The 22,621-nt window shown below is 70.5% G+C and carries 22 protein-coding genes; 16 read left to right on the plus strand and 6 right to left on the minus strand.

Going from position 1 to position 22,621, the window contains the following annotated elements; all coding sequences use genetic code 11:
* Positions 1-65: 65 nt before the first annotated feature.
* Both KZX17_RS07230 and ligD read left to right on the plus strand, forming a co-directional pair.
* The gene (locus tag KZX17_RS07230) at positions 66-1,163 is read left to right on the plus strand and encodes an SseB family protein (protein ID WP_248171712.1); all 1,098 of its coding nucleotides are present in this window, start codon (positions 66-68) and stop codon (positions 1,161-1,163) included.
* A 43-nt stretch (positions 1,164-1,206) separates the two neighbouring features.
* The gene (ligD, locus tag KZX17_RS07235; RefSeq protein WP_248171713.1) at positions 1,207-2,220 is read left to right on the plus strand and encodes a non-homologous end-joining DNA ligase; all 1,014 of its coding nucleotides are present in this window, start codon (positions 1,207-1,209) and stop codon (positions 2,218-2,220) included.
* 2 nt (positions 2,221-2,222) lie between these two features.
* Here ligD and KZX17_RS07240 read toward each other — a convergent pair whose 3' ends face one another.
* Entirely contained in the window at positions 2,223-3,419 is a 1,197-nt protein-coding gene (locus KZX17_RS07240) for an AI-2E family transporter (RefSeq protein WP_248171714.1), read from the minus strand.
* A gap of 46 nt (positions 3,420-3,465) precedes the next feature.
* Positions 3,466-4,506, minus strand: a complete 1,041-nt coding sequence (locus KZX17_RS07245) for an ATP-dependent DNA ligase (protein WP_248171715.1) — start codon at positions 4,504-4,506, stop codon at positions 3,466-3,468.
* Between the two features lie 136 nt (positions 4,507-4,642).
* Here KZX17_RS07245 and KZX17_RS07250 point away from each other — a divergent pair, with 136 nt between their 5' ends.
* Positions 4,643-5,224 (plus strand): polymer-forming cytoskeletal protein, encoded by a 582-nt coding sequence (locus KZX17_RS07250; RefSeq protein WP_248171716.1) that lies wholly within the window; start codon positions 4,643-4,645, stop codon positions 5,222-5,224.
* Positions 5,225-5,229: 5 nt separating this feature from the next.
* Here the strand turns inward: KZX17_RS07250 and KZX17_RS07255 are convergent, their stop codons facing one another.
* Entirely contained in the window at positions 5,230-6,456 is a 1,227-nt protein-coding gene (locus tag KZX17_RS07255; protein WP_248171717.1) for an acyl-CoA dehydrogenase family protein, read from the minus strand.
* A 71-nt stretch (positions 6,457-6,527) separates the two neighbouring features.
* Positions 6,528-7,190: a TetR/AcrR family transcriptional regulator gene (locus KZX17_RS07260; RefSeq protein ID WP_248171718.1), complete on the minus strand. Its 663-nt coding sequence runs from the start codon at positions 7,188-7,190 to the stop codon at positions 6,528-6,530.
* Between the two features lie 74 nt (positions 7,191-7,264).
* Between KZX17_RS07260 and KZX17_RS07265 the strand changes: the two genes are divergently transcribed.
* Complete coding sequence (locus tag KZX17_RS07265) at positions 7,265-8,779, plus strand: FAD-dependent oxidoreductase (protein ID WP_248171719.1); 1,515 nt, start codon at positions 7,265-7,267, stop codon at positions 8,777-8,779.
* A gap of 3 nt (positions 8,780-8,782) precedes the next feature.
* On the opposite strand, the gene KZX17_RS07270 is transcribed toward KZX17_RS07265, so the two are convergent.
* Positions 8,783-9,283, minus strand: a complete 501-nt coding sequence (locus KZX17_RS07270) for a small multidrug efflux protein (RefSeq protein WP_248171720.1) — start codon at positions 9,281-9,283, stop codon at positions 8,783-8,785.
* Positions 9,284-9,434: 151 nt separating this feature from the next.
* Here KZX17_RS07270 and KZX17_RS07275 point away from each other — a divergent pair, with 151 nt between their 5' ends.
* From KZX17_RS07275 to sucD, 5 genes are all read left to right on the plus strand, one after another.
* Positions 9,435-10,631 (plus strand): histidine kinase, encoded by a 1,197-nt coding sequence (locus tag KZX17_RS07275; RefSeq protein WP_248171721.1) that lies wholly within the window; start codon positions 9,435-9,437, stop codon positions 10,629-10,631.
* A complete protein-coding gene (locus KZX17_RS07280; protein ID WP_248171722.1) occupies positions 10,628-11,230 on the plus strand; it encodes a DNA-binding response regulator in 603 nt (200 codons plus the stop codon). The genes KZX17_RS07275 and KZX17_RS07280 overlap by 4 nt, the downstream gene beginning before the upstream one ends.
* A gap of 3 nt (positions 11,231-11,233) precedes the next feature.
* Entirely contained in the window at positions 11,234-11,983 is a 750-nt protein-coding gene (locus KZX17_RS07285) for a phosphotransferase (RefSeq protein WP_248171723.1), read from the plus strand.
* Between the two features lie 135 nt (positions 11,984-12,118).
* Positions 12,119-13,285 carry an ADP-forming succinate--CoA ligase subunit beta gene (gene sucC / locus KZX17_RS07290; protein WP_248171724.1) on the plus strand — a complete coding sequence of 389 codons (1,167 nt, stop codon included), beginning with the start codon at positions 12,119-12,121 and terminating at the stop codon, positions 13,283-13,285.
* Between the two features lie 37 nt (positions 13,286-13,322).
* On the plus strand, positions 13,323-14,225 hold the full coding sequence (gene sucD, locus KZX17_RS07295) for a succinate--CoA ligase subunit alpha (RefSeq protein ID WP_248171725.1): 903 nt from the start codon (positions 13,323-13,325) through the stop codon (positions 14,223-14,225).
* A gap of 219 nt (positions 14,226-14,444) precedes the next feature.
* On the opposite strand, the gene KZX17_RS07300 is transcribed toward sucD, so the two are convergent.
* Positions 14,445-15,872: an NCS2 family permease gene (locus KZX17_RS07300; protein ID WP_248171726.1), complete on the minus strand. Its 1,428-nt coding sequence runs from the start codon at positions 15,870-15,872 to the stop codon at positions 14,445-14,447.
* A gap of 60 nt (positions 15,873-15,932) precedes the next feature.
* Between KZX17_RS07300 and KZX17_RS07305 the strand changes: the two genes are divergently transcribed.
* The 7 genes from KZX17_RS07305 to KZX17_RS07335 all read left to right on the plus strand — a co-directional run bounded on the left by KZX17_RS07305 (position 15,933) and on the right by KZX17_RS07335 (position 22,495).
* Positions 15,933-16,274, plus strand: coding sequence for a DUF2200 domain-containing protein (locus KZX17_RS07305; protein WP_248171727.1), 342 nt, complete (start codon positions 15,933-15,935; stop codon positions 16,272-16,274).
* Positions 16,275-16,340: 66 nt separating this feature from the next.
* On the plus strand, positions 16,341-17,681 hold the full coding sequence (locus tag KZX17_RS07310) for a DUF6350 family protein (RefSeq protein WP_248171728.1): 1,341 nt from the start codon (positions 16,341-16,343) through the stop codon (positions 17,679-17,681).
* Positions 17,682-17,685: 4 nt separating this feature from the next.
* Positions 17,686-18,273, plus strand: coding sequence for a phosphoribosylglycinamide formyltransferase (purN, locus tag KZX17_RS07315; protein ID WP_248171729.1), 588 nt, complete (start codon positions 17,686-17,688; stop codon positions 18,271-18,273).
* A 33-nt stretch (positions 18,274-18,306) separates the two neighbouring features.
* The gene (purH, locus tag KZX17_RS07320; protein WP_248171730.1) at positions 18,307-19,914 is read left to right on the plus strand and encodes a bifunctional phosphoribosylaminoimidazolecarboxamide formyltransferase/IMP cyclohydrolase; all 1,608 of its coding nucleotides are present in this window, start codon (positions 18,307-18,309) and stop codon (positions 19,912-19,914) included.
* 123 nt (positions 19,915-20,037) lie between these two features.
* Positions 20,038-20,736: a hypothetical protein gene (locus KZX17_RS07325; RefSeq protein ID WP_248175611.1), complete on the plus strand. Its 699-nt coding sequence runs from the start codon at positions 20,038-20,040 to the stop codon at positions 20,734-20,736.
* Between the two features lie 2 nt (positions 20,737-20,738).
* A complete protein-coding gene (locus KZX17_RS07330; RefSeq protein WP_248171732.1) occupies positions 20,739-21,407 on the plus strand; it encodes a hypothetical protein in 669 nt (222 codons plus the stop codon).
* Positions 21,404-22,495 carry a hypothetical protein gene (locus KZX17_RS07335; RefSeq protein WP_248171733.1) on the plus strand — a complete coding sequence of 364 codons (1,092 nt, stop codon included), beginning with the start codon at positions 21,404-21,406 and terminating at the stop codon, positions 22,493-22,495. The genes KZX17_RS07330 and KZX17_RS07335 overlap by 4 nt, the downstream gene beginning before the upstream one ends.
* Positions 22,496-22,621 lie beyond the last annotated feature (126 nt).

The raw sequence follows: 22,621 nt of genomic DNA on the forward strand, positions 1-22,621 counted from the left end.
GCCGGTCGGCGGGCGACGCCGCGCCGACCGGCATCCACCACCCCCTTCACGTCTACGCTGAAGCAATGGCCCTGTTCTCCCGCCGCCCGAAGAAGACCTCCGACGACGCAGTCGAGACGGCGGTCGATGCCGAACCCGCCGTCGCGGACGTGCAGCAGGATGTGAACGCCGCCGTCGCGGCCGAAGAAGCGGATGCCGAGGACGTTCCGCACGTCCCCATCTCCGTCTCGACCTACGGGCAGCCGGCGCGTCGACCCGCTCCCGCTCCCACCCCGGCGGCCCCGCTGCCGCAGGCAGCGGAGACGGCGCCCGAGCGCACCGAGGGGCGCGCCGGCGTGCCCGACAACACGCTCCTCATGCGCGAACTCGCCGCGTTGCCCGAGACCCCCGACAACGCCGCAGTGCTCGGCGTGATGCGTCAGGCGCTGCAGGGCAACCTGTACCTGCGGATCCTCGGGGATGCCCGCGCGCAGATGACGGCGGGAGAGCCGCTCCGGCTGGCCATCTCGATCCTGAACGACAAGAAGTTCCTCCTCGCCTACACCGGAACGGCCGCCGTCGAAGCGGGCGTCGCTGAGGAGACCGACTCGCAGACCTCTGTGCTCGGGCAGCCGGCGAACCGCGTGCTGCAGAACGCCATCGATGCGGGATACGACGGCGTCATGCTCGATCACGCCGGACCGGGTCGCCGCATCGTGCTGCCGGTCGGCCTCATCACGCAGAGCCTGAGCCAGGCGGACCCCGACTTCACCATCAAGAATCTCCTCAGCGACGCGCGCACGGACGCGACGGCGCGCTACGTCGTCGAGGCGATCGTCAAGGGCCGTTCCTGGATCGCGGCGGGCACGCGCACCGACGGCGAGGGTATGGGGATCGCCGAGGCACGGTCCGCCGAGGGCACCCGGTACCTGCAGGTCTTCTCGCATCCGCTCGAGGTGCTGACCGTCCGCCGCGAGGACCAGCCCATCCCGGTCACGGCGGCGCAGCTGGGCGCGGCGCTGCTGAGTGAGCCCGACCTGAGCGGCATCCTCGTCGACCCCGCCGGTCCGTGGATCCGCATCGAGCGGACGCAGCTCGAGCCGCTCATCGATGCGGCCCGCCAGGCCGAGGCGGCGGGCGCCGACGGTTCCGCGGGCGCCGAGGACGTCGCCGACGACGCCTGACCGGCCCCTGTCGCCTCCGCCCGGGCGACCATAGGGTGGGGCTATGGCGTCCGAGCGCATCACCCTGCAGATCCCCGGCGGACGCGAGATCTCGCTGTCGAACCCGAACCGTCTCGTCTACCCCGAGGCGGGGGTCACGAAGCACGAGCTTGCCGAGTACGTCATCGCCGTCGGCGACCCCTTCCTCCGAGCGAACGGACACCGTCCCGTCTCGCTCGAGCGCTTCCCCGACGCCGTCGGCGGCGAGAGCTTCTTCTCGAAGAACCCGCCGAAGGGGACGCCCGACTACGTCGACCAGGTCATGTGCACGTACAACAGCGGCCGCAGGCATCCTCAGGTCGTGATCGGCGAGATCGCGGCTGCCGTCTGGGCGGTCCAGATGAACACGGTCGTCTTCCACCCGTGGGCATCCCTCGCCGCAGACACCGACAACCCTGTCGAGCTCCGCATCGACCTCGACCCGCAGCCGGGGACCGACTTCGCGGATGCCGCGGCTGTCGCTCCGGCCCTCCGCGAGGTCCTGCGGGAAGCAGGTCTGGAAGCCTGGCTGAAGACGAGCGGCAATCGCGGCATCCACGTCTTCTGTCCGATCGAACCGACGCACGAGTTCCTCGACGTCCGTCACGCCGTCATTGCAGCGGGCCGCGAACTGGAGCGACGGCTGCCGGACAAGGTCACCACGAACTGGTGGAAGGAAGAGCGGGGCGAGCGCATCTTCATCGACTACAACCAGGCGAACCGGGACCGCACGATGGCGGGCGCCTACAGTCCCCGCGCACTGCCGTCCGCCACGGTGGCGACGCCGATCACGTGGGACGAGCTCGAGGCGGGGGTGGACCCGGCATCATTCACCGTCCGGACCGTTCCCGAGCGCCTCGCGCAGATCGGTGACCCGTGGGAGGGGCTGCAGGACGCCCCCGGTCGCATCGACACGCTGCTCGACTGGTGGCAGCGCGACCTCGACGACGGTCTCGGCGAACTGGCCTTCCCGCCGGAGTTCCCCAAGATGCCGGGCGAGCCTCCGCGGGTGCAGCCCTCTCGGGCGAAGAAGGTCTGACGTCAGTCGGCGCGGCGCGGCTGCCCGGCCGTGACCGTGTCGACCTGCTCGTCGAGCGCTTGTTTGCGCCGAGCCCAGCGGGCAGGCGTGTTCGGGCCGTCCCACACCTGGATGATGCCCCACGCCGCGGCCGTCAGCGGCACGGCCAGGATCGCCCCGACGATGCCACCGAGGACGGTGCCGATGGTCAGAGCGATGAGCACGGCGAAGGCGTGCAGCTTCATCGAGCGGCCCATGAGGAACGGCTGCAGGAAGTTGCCCTCGAGCTGATTCACCGCGACCACGATCACGACGACCCAGATCGCGGCGCCGAGATCGTTCGTGACCAGCGCGACGAGTGCCGCGAGGATGCCCGCCACGGTCGCTCCGACGATCGGGATGAACGCCAGCACGAAGACCAGAGCGCCCAGGGGAAGCGCCAGCGGGATCTGGAGGATGAGGAGACCGATCGTGATGCCGATCGCATCGACCGCGGCGACGGCTGCGGTGCCGCGCAGGTAGGCGCCGAACGTCTGCACGGCCTTGTGCCCGACGCGGACCGCACGGTCGTAGTCCGAGCCGCGGAAGGGCCGGACGAGGAACTCCCAGAGCTTCGGGCCGTCCTTCAGGAAGAAGAAGAGCGTCACGACCATGAGCACGAGGCCGGTCAGGAAGTTCGCGACCGCGCTGACGCCGGCGAGCGCTCCAGAGCCGAATTGCGCGCTCGTGACGAAGTCGGTGAGCGTGCCGATCCACTCGTCGATCTGGTCCTGGTCGATCTCGAACGGCAGCGTCTGCACCCACGTCAAGACGCTGTCGAAGCCCTGCTGCGCGCTCTGCGACAGCTCGTCCCACTGGTTCCGGACGGCCCAGACGACGAGCCAGCCGATGCCGCCCAGGACCACCACGACGCCGAGCAGGGTGATGAGGGTCGCCCACAGCGACGAGATGCCGTGCCGCCGCATCCACGCCATCGCCGGGGCGGCCGCCGACGCCAGGATGAGCGCGAGCAGCACCGGGATGACGACGACCGTCAGCTGCAGCATCCCGAGGATGAGCGCGGCCGCGATGCCGACGACGATGATCACCTGCAGCGAACGCGTCGCGAGGGTGCCGAAGCCGTCTGACCACATGCTGGCGGGCTTCCCCGCTGAGGCCACCAGCAACGGCCTGCTCTCGTCGCTGCGCACCGTGCGGGAGGAGGAGGAGAACAGGCCCATGGTGCGACCCTAGACGACCCGCTGTCGCTGCTGCGGGGCCCTTGACTCAGTCCAGGACATCGGCCAGGTCGTACGCCGTGACCTGCTCGAGCTGGTCGAAGCGGCATGACGCGGCGTCGCGGTCCGGCCGCCAGCGCTGGAACTGCACGGTGTGCCGGAACCGGGCTCCCTCGAGCTGGTCGTACGCGACTTCGAGGACGCGCTCGGGACGCAGCCGGACGAACGACGTCTCCTTCGAGGCGGTGAATCGAGACCGGTCGGACTCGCCCGTCACCGCTGCTCCGTCGTCGTCCCGAACCACCAGCGGGGCGAGCTCGTCGATGAGCTCGAGGCGTCGGGCGTTGCTCCACGCTGCGACACCGCCCACCTGATGCAGGTGCCCGTCGTCGTCGTACAGACCGACGAGGAGCGACCCCACGCCCTGCCCGCTCTTGTGGACGCGGTAGCCCACCGCGACGACGTCCGCCGTCCGCGCGTGCTTGATCTTGAACATCGTGCGCTTGCCGGGGGCGTAGGGCTGCGCGAGCGGCTTCGCGACGACGCCGTCGAGGCCGGCGCCTTCGAATTCGGCGAGCCAGCGCGCCGCGAGGCCGGGGTCCGTCGTGGTGCGGGTGAGGTGGAGGGGATGCGGCACGCCGCCCAGCAGGTCCTCGAGCTCCGCGCGGCGCTCGGCGAAGGGCGCCGCCTGCAGGTCACGCTCTCCGCGGGCCAGAAGGTCGAAGGCGACGAACATCGCCGGGGTCGTCTCGCTGAGCATCGCGACGCGGGAGGCGGCGGGGTGGATCCGCTGCGAGAGCTGCTCCCACTGCAGCCGCTGCGATCCCGGCTCGCCATCGGCGACGACGATCTCGCCGTCGAGCAGGCACGGTTCGGGGACCAGCCGCGAGATCGCTTCCACGAGCTCGGGGAAGTAACGGGTCAGCGGCTTCGACCCGCGCGAGCCGATCTCGACCTGGTCGCCGTCCCACGAGATCAGCGCGCGGAACCCGTCCCACTTCGGCTCGTAGAGCAGCCCGCCCGGGGTTTTCTCGGGATCCGGCACGGCGGGGACGGATTTCGCGAGCATCGGCGCGGGGATCTCGTACATGCCTCCATCCTGGTGTGCTCCGTCGCACCGCGGAACGGGTAAGAGGCTTCTCACGCCGGGCTCATCGCGCCCTCACTCGAGAGCGGTGGAGTGAGTGCATCGGAGGACCACTCCGGTTCGGACGAAAGGACACCTCATGAACACGAAGACCCGCCTGGTGGCGCTCGGCGCAGCGGCAGGCCTCCTCCTGACCGCGGCGCCTCTCGCCGCGCACGCGGACGATGACGTCGTCCGCACCGGTGACTACACGCTGCCCGCAGGACGGACGATCGACGGCGACCTGACGGTCCGAGGCGGCAACCTCGTCGTCAACGGAACGGTGACGGGGAACGTGGTCCAGATCGGGGCCGGGTCGGTCCGGATCGGAGCCTCGGGTGACGTCGACGGCAACTTCCGCGAGACCGGTCCGGGCGACGTCCGCATCGTCGGCGACGTCGACGGCAACGCGACCGAAGAGGGCGACGGGACGATCCGGGTGGATGACCGGGGTGAGGTGGACGGGAGCCTCACCGAGAAGGGCGCCGGTCAGGTCCGGATCGGCGGCACGGTGGACGGCACCGTGTCGGAGTCCGGGGCGGACGGGATCGTCATCGGCCCCCGCGCCGAGATCGACGACAACGTCATCGAGCGCGATGCCGGCAACGTCGTCATCTATCGAGGGGCGGACATCGATGGTGACGTCTCCGAGAGCGGCAGCGGAAGCGTCTTCCGGCGCTGAGAAGATCAGGCGAACGCACTCACACCCGTGATGTCGCGGCCGAGCAGCAGCGCCTGCACCGACTCCGTGCCCTCGTAGGTGTGGATCGCCTCGATGTCGGCCATGTGCTGCATGACGCCGTACTCGATGAGGATGCCGTTGCCGCCCAGCAGATCCCTCGCTGTGGCGGCGACGCGCCGTGCGGCGCGGGTGTTGTGGAACTTCGCGAGCGAAGCCTGGGTGGGCCGCAACCCGCCGGCGGTCTCGAGGTCGGCGAGGCGGCGGCAGTAGAGCTGCATCGCGGTGAGGTCCTCGAGCATGTGCGCGAGACGCTCCTGCACCATCTGGAACCTCGCGAGGGGCTTCCCGAACTGCACCCGCTGCTGCGCGTATTGGAGTGCGGCCTCGTAGCAGGCGGTGGCGTGTCCGAGCGCCGACCACGCGACGCCCGACCGCGTCGCGTACAGGACGGTCGAGGCATCCTTGAACGTCCGGGAACCGGGGAGGACGGCATCGGCGGGCACCCGCACGTCGTCGAACGCGATGTGGGCCTGATGGATGCCGCGCAGCGACGCCTTGCCCGTGATCACCGTGCCGGTGTAGCCGGGCCGTTCCTGCTCGACGAGGAAGCAGCGGACGGCGCCGTGGTGCTCGTCGCCCTCGGCGTCGACGCGCGCCCAGACGAACGTGATGCCACCGGCTGCGCCGTTGCCGATCCATTTCTTCGCACCCCGGATGACCCACTCGTCGCCCTCCCGGCGCGCGACGGTCTCGAGCGAGACGGAATCCGACCCGTGGTCGGGCTCGGTGAGTGCGAAGGCCGCCGGCACCTCGTTCCGCGCGACGGCGAGCAGCCACCTGTCCTGCTGGGCCGCGCTCCCGAACAGCGCGAGAGTGCGCAGGGCGAGCCCGCCCTGCACCGCGAGGACGGTGCCGAGCGAGCCGTCGCCGCGCGAGATCTCCATGTTCACGAGGCCGGCCGCCAGCGGGGAGAACCGCGTGAGTCGCGGGTGCTCGACGCCGTCGTTCAGCAGATCGAGCTCCCCGAATCGTCGGGCGATGTCCATCGGGTACGCGGCGGCATCCCAGGCCTCCCGCATGCGGTCGCCGACCTCGTCGACGAATCCCTTCGCCCGCTCCCAGACCTCGCGGTCCTCGGCCGGGATGTCGGCGAACACGGCGTAGTAGTCGGTCTCGAGCCGGCGCAGGACGTCGTAGTGGCCGGCACCGTCGCCGGGGAGAGAAGCGCTCATGCGCTCAAGGGTACGCCTGTGGTGGGACTAGATCCCAGCCGAGGCGAAACGCAGTCTCACGCCTTCGAGCGTCAGCGCAGCGACCCGAGCCGTCGAGCGATCTCGGCCGCCGGCATGCGGCGGGGGAACGTGGCCACCACCAGATCGTCCTCCGCCGGAGGGGCGCCGTCGGGATGCACGCCGAACCGGACGAGGAGCTCGTCGTAGGCCGTCTCGAGCACGGATGCAGGGACCCGCTTCTTGCCGCGGAGAAGTCGGCGCAGCACGTGGTTGTGCACGGCGGTCACGGCGGCGGCGAAGGCGACGGCATCGATCGGGTCGAGCCCCGGGAGCGAACGGCGGAGGTATTCGTCGAAGAGTCGCTCGTACCGGAAGACGGTGACGATCTCGCGATCGCGGAGCGAGGGCACCTCGCGCACCACCGCATAGCGCTGCCTCGCCACCACCGGATCGGCGGCGAAATGCCGGTACACCTCGACCGACGCGCCGCAGACGGCGGCCCAGGGATTCTCGTGCGGCTCTGCGAGGTAGGTGCGCAGGCGGTCCAGCAGCACCTCGTGGTCCGCGAACACGACGTCGTCCTTCCCGCCGAACTGCCGGAAGAACGTCGACCGCGAGACGCCGGCCGACTGGGCGATCTGCTCGACCGAGGTCTGCTCGTAGCCGTGTCGTGCGAACAGGGCGAGGGCGGCGGCCACGACCGTGCTGCCTGTGGGGCGCTCGTCCTCGACCATGCACGGAAGCCTAGTCCGAAGCATCCCGTGTCAAGGCGGTGTGCGGGATGCGTCGCGCGACGTTGACTCGGCCCATGTCATCCCTGTGGAAGCACCATCCCGTGCCCGCCGTCGACGCCCCGTTCGTCCCGAGCGCGCACCACGACGTGGTGGTCGTCGGCGCGGGGATCACCGGCCTCGCGACGGCCTACGAGCTCGCGCGCTCGGGGGTCGACGTCGCGCTCGTCGAGCGGGGCGGGATCGGCGAGCTCGCCTCGGGGTCGAACACGGGGAAGGTGTCGCTCCTGCAGGGGACGACGCTCTCGACGCTGCGCTCCGGGCACCCCGCCGCACTCGTGCGCGCGTACGTCGAGGCGAACCGGGCGGGATCCGACTGGATGCGCAGCACCGCCGAGCGCCTCGGCGTGCCGCTCACCTCGCGCACGGCCTACACCTATGCACAGGGCGAGGAGGGGCGGCGCTCCGTCGTCCGGGAGTACGACGCGGCCCGGGAAGCAGGCCTCCCGGTCCGACTCGCGGACGACGACGAACTGCGCAGCGCCGGTGTGCCGATGACGGCCGCCGTCGCGCTCGACGACCAGCGCGCCGTCGACCCGATGCGCATGCTCGGCGCGCTCGCCGAAGGGTTCGTCGGCGCGGGCGGCACGTTGCACCTCGGGGTGACAGTGCGCGGCGTCGACGTCCTCCCGACACCACGCGTCGAGACGGACCTCGGTCCGATCTTCGGGGCGAAGGTGGTGCTCGCCACCGGCATCCCGATCCTTGACCGCGGCCTGTACTTCGCGAAGGTGAGCGGGATGCGGTCGGCCTGCGTGTCGTTCACGCTCACCGCGCCGCTGCCGGACGGCATGTACCTCTCCGCCGACGGACCCACCCGCTCGGTGCGGACGATCGCGCTCGACGACGGCCCGGCTGACGTCGCACAGCTCGTCGTCGGCGGCGCGGGGCATCCGGTCGGACGCGCCGAGTCCGAGCGGGCGATGCTCGACGACCTGTCACGGTGGGCCCAGCAGACCCTCCCGGTGGGGGAGGAGACCCACCGCTGGTCGGCGCAGGACTACACCTCGCACAACCGCGTCCCGTTCATCGGCGCGATGCCGCGCTCCCTCGGCCGGGTGCGCTTCGCGACCGGGTACGCGAAGTGGGGGCTGACGAACGCGCCCGCCGCGGCGCTCCGGATCGTCAGTGAACTGCGCGGCGAGGGCCTTCGCGAGCGCCCCCGCTGGATGACCATGCTCGGCACCCGTCTCACCATGCCCGCCGACGTCGCTCGCGGCGTCAGCGAGAACGCGAAGGTCGGTCTCGCGGCGGCGAAGGGGTGGGCGGCGGCGGAGACCGAGTCGGTCCCGGTCCCGCGACCGGCGGAGGGCGAGGGTGTCGTCGCGCAGCGCGCGGGGCATCCCGTCGGCGTCTCGACGACCGGAGGCGAGACCCGGGCAGTCAGTGCCGTGTGTCCGCACCTGGGCGGCGTGCTCGAGTGGAACGACCTCGAGTGCACGTGGGACTGTCCACTGCACGCGTCGCGGTTCACGCCTGACGGCGAACGCATCGAAGGCCCCGCGACGCGAGGCCTTCGACGGGTCGACTGACGCTCAGGTCGCCGCCGCGATGACGCCCGTGATGATGAGGGTGACGAGCGTCGTCCACAGCACGATCGCGGTGCCCTGCCAGAAGAGGACGATGCGCGTCGGCACGCCCGTGCCCTTGAGCGCTGCGGCGGTGAACTGGGTGGGGAGGATGAGCGGGCCGAGCAGGCTCACCCCGGGCGTTCCGTAGCGGTGGTAGGCCTTCTGGAACTTCTCGCTGCGCGCCGATGCGGGCTTGTCGGCGGCGCCCGGCCGCGTGGTGACGGCGGTGCGGACGCGGGCCGTGACGAGGACGACGACGGCGACGCAGATGAAGTTGCCCGCGGCGCCGGCGATGGCGGCGACGATCGGGTGGATGCCGCCGATGATGCCGATCGCGGCGGCACCCTCACCCTCGATGAAGGGCACGGCTCCCGCGAGCGCCACGATCAGCGGCTGCAGGATGTCGGGCATCTGGGCCACGAGGTCCTGGAAGCCGGCGACGAGGTCGGAGACGGGGTTCGACATGATGTCCTCTCGGTCCGGCGACCGGATCTCGTATCGCCGTGATCCCATCTCACCCGTCGCCCGCCGCCCACGGCAGTGTCGCGCAGTCACCCGTACGCGGGAGCTTTCGCGACCGAGGGGGTGACATTCGTCATGGTCGTACTGTGGCCGTGTGACGAGCCCCGACCCGACCCCGACCCGCACGGCGGTCTCGCTCGCCCGCGGCGTGACCGCGACCGGGTGGTACATCGCGACCTCGATGGTGTCCTTCCTGCTCATCACGCTGTTCATGTGGGGCGTCGTCGTGCTCTACGCCCGCGGCGGGTGGCGGGACCCCGTCACCCTCGTCGGCTTCATCTCGCTGTCGGCGGCCCTGGTCGCGGCGACGGTGCTGCTCCTCGTGCGGTACCGGCGCGACGGCGACCTCGACGAGCGTGACCGTCCCTCCGGGCGGCGCCGGTTCCTCTCCCTCCCCGTCGTCCTCGGTGTGCTCGCCTCGATCCTCCTCGGCGTCGTGTGCGGCTCGATCCTGTTCGCCGCCTCGCTCATCGGATCGACGCTCTGCCTCGTGCGGTGGGGGCCCGGCATCCGCTGGCGCGGCGTCGTCCTGCTCGAGGTGTCCCTCGTCCTCCTGTGGTTCCTGGACCTCGCGAGCGCAGCGCCGGGCAGCGACGCGTTCGTGCTGGCGTTCTTCGCCGTGCTCCTGCCTTTGACGCAGGCGCTCTCGCTCTGGTCCTGGGACGTCGTGCTCGAACTCGACCGGGCCCGCCGCACCGAGGCTCGATTGGCCGCCGTGCAGGAGCGGCTGCGCCTTGCCGGTGAGCTGCACGACCTCCAGGGCCACCACCTGCAGGTGATCGCGCTGCAGCTCGAGCTCGCCGAGCGCATGCTCGCAAGGGATCCGGATGCCGCGGTCGCCCAGATCCGGCTCGCACGTGCTTCTGTCGACGAGGCGCGCGACGGCACCCGCGCGCTCGCCGGACGGTTCCGCGGCGTGCCGCTGCCCGATGAGCTCGCCAACGCCGCGGATCTGCTCCGCGCGGCCGGCCTCGAGGTGACCCTCGACGTCGCGGCCGACGCGGCATCCGCACCCGCCGATCTGCTCGGTCCTGTCATCCGCGAGTGCACCACGAACGTCCTCAAGCACGGCGGCGGCCGGTGGGCGAGACTCGGCCTCGACCGCGCGGGCGGCGGGTGGCGCCTGACCGCCGCGAACGATCCGGGCACAGGGTCGGCGATCGGGGCCGGCGCCGGGCTCGAGGGCATCGCGCACCGCGTCGGCGTCGTCGGCGGAGACGTTTCGTCGAGCCGGGACGAGGACCGCTTCGAACTGGTCGTGACCGTGCCGGCGGAGAGAGGGATGACATGATCCGGGTGCTCATCGCCGACGACGAGGACATGATCCGCACGGCGCTCGCCGCGCTGCTCGACCTCGAGGACGATCTCGAGGTCGTCGCGCAGTGCAGCGACGGCGAGAGCGCCGTCGAGCGTGCGCTCGACCTGCGCCCCGACGTCTGCCTGCTCGACCTCGAGATGCCGGGGATCGACGGCGTAGAGGCGGCCGCACGCATCCGGCAGCGCATCCCGGCGCGCTGCGTCGTCGTCACCCGGCATGCGCGCCCGGGGGTCCTGCGCCGCGCGTTGAGCGCCGGCGTCGACGGCTTCGTGCCCAAGTCCCGGCGGGCCGACGACGTCGCCGCGGTCATCCGGGAGGTCGCGGCCGGTCGCCGGTACGTCGATCCCGAGGTCGCTGCCGACGCGCTCAGCGACGAGCGGAGCCCGCTCACCGACCGAGAGCTCGACGTGCTGCGCGCGGGATCCCGGGGCGAGACGATCGCCGAGATCGCGGCATCCCTCCACCTCTCGGCGGGCACGGTGCGCAACCACGTCTCGTCGGTGCTCGGCAAGCTCGGGCTCTCGACCCGGCAGCAGGCGGCCATCATGGCGCGCGAGCGCGGCTGGATCTGACCGATGGACGATGAGATGCCGCTGCAGGGCGGCAACGCCAGTGGCGGTGTCGCCCGCGTCGGCGACACGGTGCGCAAGCCCTGGACCGCGGCGACGCCGAGCGTCACGGCGTACATGCGCACGCTTCGTTCCGCCGGCGTCGACCTGCCCGAACCGCGCGGTCGCGATGCGGCGGGCCGGCAGGTGATCGAGTTCGTGCCGGGGCAGCTCGCGATCGAGCGCGGTCGGTTGGCGAGCGCTGATCTGCGCCGCATCGGCGCGATGGTGCGGGCGATCCACGACGCGAGTGCCCGGCACCTCGTCTCGGAGGATGACCGGTGGGAGCGCACGATCGCCGCGCCCGCCGCCGAGCTGGTCTGCCACAACGATCTCGCGCCGTGGAACCTCGTGCTGGGGGAGCGTTGGATCTTCATCGACTGGGATGCGGCCGCCCCGAGCACCCGTCTCTGGGATCTCGCCTACGCAGCCCAGGCCTTCGCGCTCAACGACCCGTCCGAGACACCCTCGGACGCCGCCGAGGATCTCGCCGCGTTCGTCGACGGGTACGCGGCGGACGCGGACCTGCGTCGCGGGCTGCCGACGGCGATGGCGGACCGCGCCGCAGCGATGCTCGAGCTGCTCCGGCGGTCATCCGAGTCGGGCGTGGAACCGTGGGCGTCGATGTTCGCCTCGGGGCACGGCGATCACTGGCGCGCGGTGGCGGCCTACGTCCGGCACCACCGCGAGGTCTGGGCGTCCGCGCTCGGGGGGTGATCGCGACCCCGCCGTTCGAGGGGAGCGGGAACGGCGCGTCCAGGCTCGGGTAGTAGGCTTTTCGCCCGGGCGATCTCTCGACATCGAGATTGTTCGACGCCCGTCACCCCCACCGTCGCCCAGCGAAGGATTGCAGTGGACCTTTACGAGTACCAGGCACGAGACCTGTTCGAGAAGTACGAGGTGCCGGTGCTCGCCGGCATCATCGCCGACACCCCTGAGGAGGCGAAGGCGGCCGCTGAGAAGATCGGCGGTGTCGTCGTCGTGAAGGCTCAGGTCAAGACCGGAGGTCGCGGCAAGGCCGGCGGCGTCAAGGTCGCCAAGACCCCCGACGAGGCCTACGCGGCAGCCGAGGCCATTCTCGGCCTCGACATCAAGGGCCACGTGGTCCAGCGCGTCATGGTCGCCCAGGGCGCCGACATCGCGGAGGAGTTCTACTTCTCCGTGCTGCTCGACCGCTCGAACCGCTCGTACCTGAGCCTGTGCTCGGTCGAAGGCGGCATGGAGATCGAGGAGCTCGCCGTCGAGCGTCCCGAGGCGCTCGCGCGCATCGAGGTCGACCCGCTGCAGGGCATCGACAAGGCCAAGGCCGTCGAGATCGCGAAGGCCGCGAACTTCCCCGAGGACCTCGTCGAGAAGGTCTCGGACGTGTTCGTCAAGCTCTACGACGTCTACAAGGGCGAGGGCGCGACCCTCGTCGAGGTGAACCCGCTCGTCCGCACGGGTGCCGGTGACATCGTCGCCCTCGACGGCAAGGTCTCGCTCGACGAGAACGCCAGCGAGGTGCGCCACCCCGAGCACGAAGAGCTCGAGGACAAGAGCGCCGCGGACCCGCTCGAGGCCAAGGCGAAGGCATCCGGCCTCAACTACGTCAAGCTCGACGGTCAGGTCGGCATCATCGGCAACGGCGCGGGCCTGGTCATGTCGACCCTCGACGTCGTCGCCTACGCCGGCGAGAATCACGGCGGCGTCACACCCGCGAACTTCCTCGACATCGGCGGCGGTGCGAACGCGCAGGTCATGGCGTCGGGTCTCGACGTGATCCTCGGCGACGAGCAGGTCAAGAGCGTCTTCGTCAACGTGTTCGGCGGCATCACGTCGTGCGTCGCGGTGGCCGAGGGCATCGTGAAGGCCCTCGAGATCCTCGGCGACGCGGCCACCAAGCCGCTCGTCGTCCGTCTCGACGGCAACCAGGTCGACGAGGGGCGCGCGATTCTCGCCGAGGCGAACCACCCGCTCGTCACGCTCGCCGCCGGTATGGACGAGGGCGCCGACAAGGCCGCCGAGCTGGCGAACGCCTGAGCCGCGCCGAGACTACTGAGACACAGGGACCAACGACATGTCTATCTACCTCAACAAGGACTCCAAGGTCATCGTCCAGGGCATCACCGGCGGTGAGGGCACCAAGCACACCGCCCTCATGCTGAAGGCCGGGACGAACGTCGTCGGCGGCGTCAACGCCCGCAAGGCCGGCACGACCGTCACCCACGAGAAGCCGCACGAGGGCGAGGTCGAACTCCCCGTCTTCGGCTCGGTCGCCGAGGCCATCGAGAAGACCGGCGCCGACGTCTCCATCGCGTTCGTGCCGCCCGCCTTCACGAAGGACGCCATGATCGAGGCCATCGACGCCGAGATCCCGCTGCTCGTCGTCATCACCGAGGGTGTCCCCGTCGGCGACACCGCCGAGGCGTGGGCCTACGCGAAGAGCAAGGGCAACAAGACCCGCATCATCGGGCCGAACTGCCCCGGCATCATCACGCCCGGCGAGGCGCTCGTCGGCATCACGCCGGCGAACATCACCGGCAAGGGCCCGATCGGTCTCGTCTCGAAGTCGGGCACCCTGACCTATCAGATGATGTTCGAGCTCCGTGACCTCGGCTTCTCGACCGCCATCGGCATCGGCGGCGACCCGGTCATCGGCACGACGCACATCGACGCCCTCGAGGCGTTCGAGGCCGACCCCGAGACCAAGGCGATCGTCATGATCGGCGAGATCGGCGGCGACGCCGAGGAGCGCGCGGCCGACTACATCAAGGCGCACGTGACGAAGCCGGTCGTCGGCTACGTCGCCGGCTTCACCGCCCCCGAGGGCAAGACCATGGGCCACGCCGGCGCCATCGTCTCGGGCTCGGCGGGCACCGCGCAGGCCAAGAAGGAGGCCCTCGAGGCCGCCGGCGTCAAGGTCGGGAAGACCCCGTCCGAGACCGCCGACCTGATGCGCACCATCATCGAGGCGCTCTAAGTCAGACAGAACGAAGGGGCGGATGCCGCGGCATCCGCCCCTTCGTCGTTCCCGCACGCGTCGGCACCGCGCTCCGGGGACGCGAGATGCCGTCCGGCTCGTTGCGTCGCGACCGCTCGCGTCCCCGGAACCCCGCCGCAACGACCGAGGTCCCGATCGGGCCGGGAATGCGCGAGGCAGACCCGGCCCGATCGGGACCTCGATCGTCCCGCGCGCGGGTCAGGCGCCGACGAGTGCCTCGATCGGGCCGCGGGCGAAGTAGAGGACGAAGCCGGCGGCGACGATCCAGAGCAGCCAGTGGACGTGCTTCGCGCGGCCGGCGAAGGCGTTCACGACGACCCAGCTGATGAAGCCCGCACCGATGCCGTTGGCGATCGAGTAGGTCAGCGGCATGACCGTCGCGGTCAGGAAGACCGGCAGCAGCACACTGAAGTCCGTCAGGTCGATGTTCTTGATCTGCGACAGCATGAGCGCACCGACGAGCACGAGCGCCGCCGCAGCGACGAACCCGGGAACGATCGAGGCGAGCGGGGTGAAGAACATCGCGACGAGGAAGAGCAGACCGGTCACGACGTTCGCGAGGCCCGTGCGCGCACCCTCGCCGATGCCCGAACCCGACTCGACGAACACCGTTGCGGACGACGACGAGGTCGCGCCACCGGCGATGGCGCCGACGCCCTCGACGATCAGCGCCGACTTGATGCGCGGGAAGTCGCCCTTCTCGTTGGCGAGACCAGACTCCTTCGCGAGGCCCGTCATCGTGCCCATCGCGTCGAAGAAGTTCGAGAAGACGAGGGTGAAGACGATCATGACGACCGACACGACGCCGACCTTCGCCCAGTCGAATCCGAAGTCGATCGCCCCGACGAGCCCGAAGTCGGGCGCCGCGACGACGCTGAGTCCGCTGACGTCCAGCCCCATCGCCGTCGGCCAGATCGCGTTGACGACGTAGGTGATGACCGTGCCGCCGACGAGGCCGAGCAGCAGTCCGCCCTTCACCTTGAGGGCCATGAGGATGCCGGAGAGGAACAGCGTGACCACGAACATCACCGTGCTGATCGTCGTGATCGAGCCGCCGACGCCGAGGTCCAGCGGGGGAGAGGCATTGCCGGTGGTCGTGACGAAGCCGGCGTTCACGAATCCGATGAACGCGATGAACAGCCCGATGCCGACGGTGATCGCCAGCTTCAGCTGCACCGGGACGGCGTCGAAGATCATCTTCCGGAGGCCTGTGACGGCCAGGAGCACGATGATCAGACCGTTGATGACGACGAGGGCCATCGCCTCGCCCCAGGTGACCTGACCGACGACCGAGAACGCGACGAAGGCATTGATGCCGAGACCGGCCGCGAAGGCGAAGGGGAGCCGGGTGACGAGGCCGAAGAGGATCGTCATGACGCCGGCGGTGAGGGCGGTCGAGGTCGCGACCGCGCTGGACTCGAGCACCACTCCGTCGACGTCGGGTGTCGACAGGATCAGCGGGTTGAGGATGACGATGTAGGCCATCGTCACGAAGGTCACGAGACCGCCGCGGATCTCCGTGCCGACGGTGGAGCCGCGGCCGGTGATGTCGAAGTAGCGGTCGAGGAACGAGGTGGATGCCGGGGCTGCGGCGGTCCGGGACGTGCGAGGGGGCGTGCTGTTCACCCTCCGAGGGTAGTCGGTCGATCACCCGCGCACGGCGGGCGATCGGCGTACCCTCGCGGTATGCACCGCATCTTCGCGACGCCGTTCGCCTCGGTGTACCCGCTCTACCTCGCCAAGGTGGAGCGCAAGGGGCGTTCGAAGGGCGAACTCGACGCCGTCATCCGCTGGTTGACGGGCTTCGACGACGACGCTCTCACCAGACAGCTCGAGACGGAGGCGACGTTCGCGGACTTCTTCGCCGAGGCCGACCTGCATCCGGCCGCCGACCTGGTCACCGGAGTGGTCTGCGGCGTTCGCGTCGAGCTGATCGAGGACCCGCTGATGCGCCGCATCCGTCTGCTCGACAAGCTCGTCGACGAGCTGGCGAAAGGCAAAGCGCTGGAGAAGGTGCTGCGCGGCTGACCGCTCCCGCCCCACCCGGTGCGGGAGCCCGGCGATGCGACGCCTCGCAGGTAGGGTCGGTTCGGCATGAATCGCCTCCTCGTCTCCCTCCTCGCCGCCTTCGACGCGCTCATCGTCGTCGCCGTCGGTCTCGCCGTCGTCCTCGCGCCGGTCACGCTGCTGTGGGTGCTGGGCATCGGGGGAGCGGCTGAGTGGTCGGCGCTCTGGCCCGCCGCGGCCACCGTCTGGCAGGCGGGTCATTTCGCCCCGGTCGCCGTGGTGCTGCCGCCGGAGCTCATCGCGCTCGCGGGTCTGTCCGAGGACGCGTCGACCTTCACCGTCTCGCTCGCGCCGACCGCGCTCGCCCTCTTCACGGCGGTGTTCGCGTGGCGTTCGGGAGGACGGGCGGCGCGCGCAGGTGCGTGGGCCACCGGGGTCCTGTCGGGCTCGGCCGTCGTCGCCGTCCTCGCCGCCGTCATCGCCCTCACGGGACGCACGGACGTCGCCGTCGTCGACCTGGTGCCGGCCGTCGTCGGGCCCGCGCTCGTCTTCCTCATCCCGGCGACCATCGCGGCGGTCGTCCGAGCCTGGAACGACGGCGACGGCGGCATCGTCGATGCCCTGTCAGAGCGACTCCCAGACAGTGCGCAGGATGCGTTGGATGCCGCGGCGCGGGGCATCGCGATCTGCCTCGCCGGATTCGTGGGCGTCGGTGCCGTCGTCCTCGCCGCGCTCTTCGTCGTGCGCGGCGGCGAGGTGGTCGCCCTCACCCAGGCCGCGCACGCCGACGCGGTGGGGGTCATCGTGCTCTCCCTCGGCACGCTGCTCTGGCTGCCGACCCTCGTGGTCTGGTTCGCCGGCTTCGCCGCCGGGCCGGGGTTCGCCGTCGGCACCGGCACCGGCGTCGCGCCGGCGGGGACCAGCCTCGGGGTGGTCCCCGGCATCCCCGCATTCGGCGTCGTGCCCGATTCGACGTCGACCTGGATGCTGCTGCTCGTCCTCCTCGTCGTCGGCCTGGGCGCCCTCGCGGGCCTCGTCGTCCGCGGCCTCCTCCCCACGCAGGGCGCTGTCGAGCCGCTGCGTCCCCGGATCGTCGCGCTCATCGTCGTCGCCGCCGGAACCGCGCTCGGCGCGGCTGTCCTGGCGTGGGCGGCACAGGGATCGCTCGGGCCCGGGCGCCTCTCGCACGTCGGCCCGGAGCCGGGTTGGGTGGCGCTCGCCGTCGCCGTCGAGATCGGCGCCGGCGCCGCCATCACCCTGCTGTCGCCGCGCGGGAGCAGCGGGGAGCGGGACGACCAGCAGACACGGCACGAATCGGATGCCGCGGACGTGCCCGCACCCGCGGCGGCACCGCCGCTCGCCCCGACTCGGGCGCCTGCCCCGCCCCGCCCGCTGCCCGATGACAATCCCACGACCCCGCTAGACTGACCCGGTGCTCACGGTCGCCGTCCTCATCTCGGGCACGGGTTCCAATCTTCGCGCCCTGCTCGACGCCACGAGCGACCCCTCCTTCCCGGCGCGGGTCATCGCCGTCGGCGCCGACCGTCAGGCCGACGGATTCGCGCACGCCGAGCATTACGGCATCCCGACCTTCATGGTCCCGTTCGAGGAGTTCGAGAGCCGCGAGGCCTGGGGGGATGAGCTCCTGGCGCACCTCGACGTCTGGCAGCCCGACCTCGTGGTGCTCAGCGGCATGATGCGGCTGCTCCCGGCATCCGTCGTCGCCGCGTGGGCTCCGCGGCTCATCAACACGCATCCCGCCTACCTGCCCGAGTTCCCGGGCGCCCATGGCGTCCGCGACGCGCTGCGCGCCGGCGCGACCCAGACGGGCGCAAGCGTCATCGTCGTCGACGACGGCGTCGACACCGGCCCGATCCTCGCCCAGGAACGCATCCCGGTCGAGATCGGCGACACCGAGCACACCCTGCACGAGCGCATCAAGCCCGTCGAGCGACGCCTGCTGATCGACGTCGTGCGTCGCATCGCGACCGGCGAGCTCGACCTCGCACCGACCGCCTGACCGACCCCCGCCCCCGCACCCGAGGAGCCTCCCATGGCCGGACCGCAGATCGACCCCTCCCTCTACCGCGCTCGCGACGTCGTCCCCGTCCGCCGCGCGCTGATCTCCGTGAGCGACAAGACGGGTCTGCTCGACCTCGCGCGCGCCCTCGCAGCGGCCGACGTCGAGATCGTCTCGACCGGAGGATCCGCCGCGCTGCTGCGCGAGCACGACATCGACGTGAAGGACGTGTCCGAGATCACCGGCTTCCCCGAGTCCCTCGGCGGCCGTGTGAAGACCCTGCACCCGAGCGTGCACGCGGGACTGCTCGCCGACCTGCGGCTGGAGGACCACGAGACCCAGCTGGGCGAGCTCGGCATCCTCCCCTTCGAGCTCGTCGTCGTGAACCTCTACCCGTTCGTCGAGACGGTCGCGTCGGGTGCCCAGGGTGACGCGGTCGTCGAGCAGATCGACATCGGCGGGCCGGCGATGGTGCGCGCCTCCGCGAAGAACTACGCCAACGTCGCGATCGCCGTCTCGCCCGAGTCCTACCCGGCCATCATCGGTGCGCTCGGACAGGGCGGCACGACGCTCGTCCAGCGACGCGAACTCGCCGCTCGCGCGTTCGCGCACACCGCGGCATACGACCGCGCCGTCGCCACCTGGTTCGCCGAGGAGACCCTCGAGAGCGAGGGCGACCTGCCCCAGCACCTGACCGTCAAGGCCGAGCGCCTCGCCACGCTCCGCTACGGCGAGAACTCGCACCAGCGCGCGGCGATCTACACGCGCGTGGGTGGACACGGCATCGCGCAGGCGACGCAGCTCCAGGGCAAGGAGATGTCGTACAACAACTACGTCGACGCGGATGCCGCCCTTCGCGCCGCCTTCGACCTCGTCAAGCCCGCGGTCGCGATCATCAAGCACGCGAACCCGTGCGGCATCGCGATCGGCGCTCCGCAGGCGCTCGACCCGATCGCCTCCGCGCACCTGCGCGCGCACGAGTGCGACCCGGTGTCGGCCTTCGGCGGCGTCATCGCGGCGAACCGCACCGTCACCTTGAAGATGGCGGAGAACCTCCGCGACATCTTCACCGAGGTGATCGTCGCGCCCGACTTCGAGCCCGCCGCCCTCGAGGTCTTCAAGCTGAAGAAGAACCTCCGTGTGCTGCAGCTGCCCGCCGACTGGCGCCAGGAGCCGATGGACGTCCGGCTCGTGTCGGGCGGCCTCCTGCTGCAGGACGCCGACCGGTTCCCCGCCGAGATCGAGTCGCTCGTCGACTCGTGGCAGCTGGTGTCGGGGGAGCGCCCCGCGGATGACCAGCTCGAGAACCTCTCGTTCGCCTGGAAGAGCTGCCGCGCGGTGAAGTCCAACGCCATCGTGCTCGCGAAGAACTCCGCGACGGTCGGCATCGGGATGGGGCAGGTCAACCGTGTCGACTCGTGCCGTCTCGCCGTCGAGCGGGCGGGTGACCGCGCTGCCGGTTCGGTCGCGGCATCGGACGCGTTCTTCCCATTCGCGGACGGACCGCAGGTGCTGCTGGATGCCGGGATCACCACGATCATCCAGCCGGGTGGTTCGGTGCGGGACCAGGAGGTCATCGACGCCGCGCAGGCAGCCGGGGTGACGATGTACTTCACCGGCGAGCGTCACTTCTTCCACTGAGCCGCGGTCGCTCCGAGAGGATGCGGCGGCGGATCATAGCGTGCCGGGGCATGGAGAGTTCTCCCCATCGAGCGGCCCTGCGGGTTCGTCTATCTTCATTGCGGGGAGGTGCTCACCGTGGGAATGATGCTGCCGAATGAGCTGATCTGGGTGATGGAGAAGTTGGGCTTCGAATGGCCCGACATCGACGAGGACGAACTGCGTCGAGGTGGTCAGATGATCGCGACGTTCAGTGACGAGCTCGAGGGCAAGCTGCAAGCGATGGACCGCAAGGTCAACGGCGATCTCGCGGCCGCCATGCGCGGCCAAGCCGGCCCCGCCTACGTCGGGGCGTGGAACACCAACCGTGCGCAGAACCTGCAGAAGCTGCTCGACATCCTCGGTCCGGTCCCGGCCGGCGTCGACATCGCTGCGGGCGGCGTCACCGCGTTGAAGATCAAGGTCATCGCGGACGTGACGACCACGATGATCGCCCTCGTCGCGATGCTCACGAATCCGATCACCGCCGCCGGTGCCGGGCCGATGCTGATCATCAAGAAGAAGCTCCTGAACGCGGCGGTGGACATCGCCGTCGAGCAGGTCCTGAACCAGGTGCTCCCGATGGTCATCGAGCCCCTTGCGAACGAGCTGCCGGGCGTGGTCATGGCCGCCCTCGACTCGCCGATCGTCGAGGCCGTCGCCGGCGACCCCGACGAGTTCTACGCCGATCTGCAGGCGCTGGAAGCCGCGCAGGGTGAGATGGAGCAGCATGCAGCCGATGTCGAAACGCTGACGGAGCGGCTCATCGCGGATCTCTCGACCCTCAACATCGGAGGCGATTGACGATGAAGATCGGGAGCGACGTCGTCCGCCCTCTCATGCGTTCCGTCGAGGACATGCCGATCCACGTTCGACAGATCGCTGACATGTTCTTGAAGCACAGCAGACGGCAGGAGCTGACGGGAAACCACATCGATGCGCTCGACCGCATCGACGGCGGGTGGCGGACCGACGCCGACTGGACGCCGAACTCGCTCGTCGATGCGGGGAACGGGAACCGTCCGGATCCATCGGCATACCTCACCGACGATTACATCGCCCAGCACCTTCAGCGGTTCGAAGGCGGCGCGACTCGGTTCTACACGCAGGCCAACCTCGACGAGTACGGGCCGGGCAACCGCGGCACCACGTTCGTGTTCCCGACATCCGAGGTTGACGACATCATCGCCGAAGCGAACGGCGATCCTGGCCGACTCGGCGAGTTGCTCGGGCTCGGCGAGAACTTCTTCACAGGTGGCCCGATCGTTCGTGCTGATTTCACACCGGACGAACTCTCGAGTGGAGGGTTCCGCCTCCCATCGGGGAACGAGGGCGGCGCCAACGACAAATGGATCCCGAGCGGGTACCTTCCGGAAGGCATCCCCGAGGTCGTCTTCGATGTCCACCCGGACGCGACGAAGACCGATCCGTCGGTCGGCGGCACATGGGGATCGTTCACCGAGTTCGCCCCATGACGGATGTGCGGTATCCGAAACGCTTCGAGGTCAACAGGCTCGAGGCGCTCGGCGACGACCCGTACTTTCCGCGCGAAGAAGCGGCGTCCCGCTTCGAAGCGGGCACGCTTGTCACGGTGGTGCCGGACGGTGCTGTGCTGTGGCGCCTCTCGATCGCGTCGAGCCGGTTCCCTTTCGACGGTGAGCGTCGGTTCACGTTGACGCATTTCACTGCGGCGAAAACCCCACTCAGCGAGGTGCAGTGGGAGTCGGACGGCGGCACGCTGGTTCGCCGGAGCACGCTCGACATGTTCTATCCGGAAGGCGACCCGGGACGGCGGGTGCCGTACGCCGGGATCATCACGGTGCGGCAGCGGCACTTCACCGACGGCATCCTGCAGGTGCGTCGCTCGTCCCCGATCGACGAGGACCGGTTCGCCGAGGTGGCGGTCCCCCAGGGCGGCGACCGGATCGACGCCCCGGCGTTCGGCGCGTGGGCAGCGCTCGTCGAGGCATCCGCTCCGGCAGATGTGCAGCGATTCGGACTCGACGCCATCAACGCCGCCGACGCCTACGCGTTCGAGCTCGGCTCGCAGGGCGACCCGGTGCTCGCCGACTCCCGCTGGCGCAGCACGGCCGGTGCCCGCGACATCGCGGACGCGGTCGACGCGCTCGCTGCAGGTGCGGGGTCGACCATTCCTCGCATCGAGCGCGGCGAGGTCACCATCCTGCCCATTTCGATCCAGGGTGGCGCGCGAACGGGCGTCGACGCCGGCGAGGAGCGCAAGCGGGCGGCGGCGACGGCGGATGAGGTCAAGGGTGCGCTCGAGCACCGCCACGGGCAGGAGATCGCCTTCGAACTCGGTCGTGCCGGCCACGACAGCGTCGCCGCCTACGCGGCGGCGTTGCAGGCGTCGGGGGCGACCTCGGTGTCGTGGTGGGTCGTCGAGGGCGCCGGCGTCGCGCTCGTGCGCAGCGGTGACGCCGACGTCGGGAACCTCGCGGTCGCGGTGCACATCGTGCCCGGGGCGTGGGTATCCGAGCGGCGCGCACTCGACGGGACAGAGGTGCCGGCGCTCGACTGGACCCGGGCGGACATCGACGACTGACCGGATGCCGAGTGTCCCTGCGCACCGCAGAACGCATGGCCTTCGTGACGATCCTGACCCGCTCCCCTGGGAGCCGAACGACACGAGCGCCGAGGGGCCTTCCCCTAGGCGGGCGCGAGGTCCGCG

Source organism: Microbacterium sp. EYE_78, assembly GCF_023149035.1.
Taxonomy (GTDB): domain Bacteria; phylum Actinomycetota; class Actinomycetes; order Actinomycetales; family Microbacteriaceae; genus Microbacterium.

Coding starts and splice junctions, on each gene's coding strand:
- KZX17_RS07230 (WP_248171712.1), top strand. CDS start 66: ATGGCCCTGTTCTCCCGCCGCCCGAAGAAGACCTCCGACGACGCAGTC.
- ligD (WP_248171713.1), top strand. CDS start 1,207: ATGGCGTCCGAGCGCATCACCCTGCAGATCCCCGGCGGACGCGAGATC.
- KZX17_RS07240 (WP_248171714.1), bottom strand. CDS start 3,419: ATGGGCCTGTTCTCCTCCTCCTCCCGCACGGTGCGCAGCGACGAGAGC.
- KZX17_RS07245 (WP_248171715.1), bottom strand. CDS start 4,506: ATGTACGAGATCCCCGCGCCGATGCTCGCGAAATCCGTCCCCGCCGTG.
- KZX17_RS07250 (WP_248171716.1), top strand. CDS start 4,643: ATGAACACGAAGACCCGCCTGGTGGCGCTCGGCGCAGCGGCAGGCCTC.
- KZX17_RS07255 (WP_248171717.1), bottom strand. CDS start 6,456: ATGAGCGCTTCTCTCCCCGGCGACGGTGCCGGCCACTACGACGTCCTG.
- KZX17_RS07260 (WP_248171718.1), bottom strand. CDS start 7,190: ATGGTCGAGGACGAGCGCCCCACAGGCAGCACGGTCGTGGCCGCCGCC.
- KZX17_RS07265 (WP_248171719.1), top strand. CDS start 7,265: ATGTCATCCCTGTGGAAGCACCATCCCGTGCCCGCCGTCGACGCCCCG.
- KZX17_RS07270 (WP_248171720.1), bottom strand. CDS start 9,283: ATGTCGAACCCCGTCTCCGACCTCGTCGCCGGCTTCCAGGACCTCGTG.
- KZX17_RS07280 (WP_248171722.1), top strand. CDS start 10,628: ATGATCCGGGTGCTCATCGCCGACGACGAGGACATGATCCGCACGGCG.
- KZX17_RS07285 (WP_248171723.1), top strand. CDS start 11,234: ATGGACGATGAGATGCCGCTGCAGGGCGGCAACGCCAGTGGCGGTGTC.
- sucD (WP_248171725.1), top strand. CDS start 13,323: ATGTCTATCTACCTCAACAAGGACTCCAAGGTCATCGTCCAGGGCATC.
- KZX17_RS07305 (WP_248171727.1), top strand. CDS start 15,933: ATGCACCGCATCTTCGCGACGCCGTTCGCCTCGGTGTACCCGCTCTAC.
- KZX17_RS07310 (WP_248171728.1), top strand. CDS start 16,341: ATGAATCGCCTCCTCGTCTCCCTCCTCGCCGCCTTCGACGCGCTCATC.
- purH (WP_248171730.1), top strand. CDS start 18,307: ATGGCCGGACCGCAGATCGACCCCTCCCTCTACCGCGCTCGCGACGTC.
- KZX17_RS07325 (WP_248175611.1), top strand. CDS start 20,038: ATGATGCTGCCGAATGAGCTGATCTGGGTGATGGAGAAGTTGGGCTTC.
- KZX17_RS07330 (WP_248171732.1), top strand. CDS start 20,739: ATGAAGATCGGGAGCGACGTCGTCCGCCCTCTCATGCGTTCCGTCGAG.
- KZX17_RS07335 (WP_248171733.1), top strand. CDS start 21,404: ATGACGGATGTGCGGTATCCGAAACGCTTCGAGGTCAACAGGCTCGAG.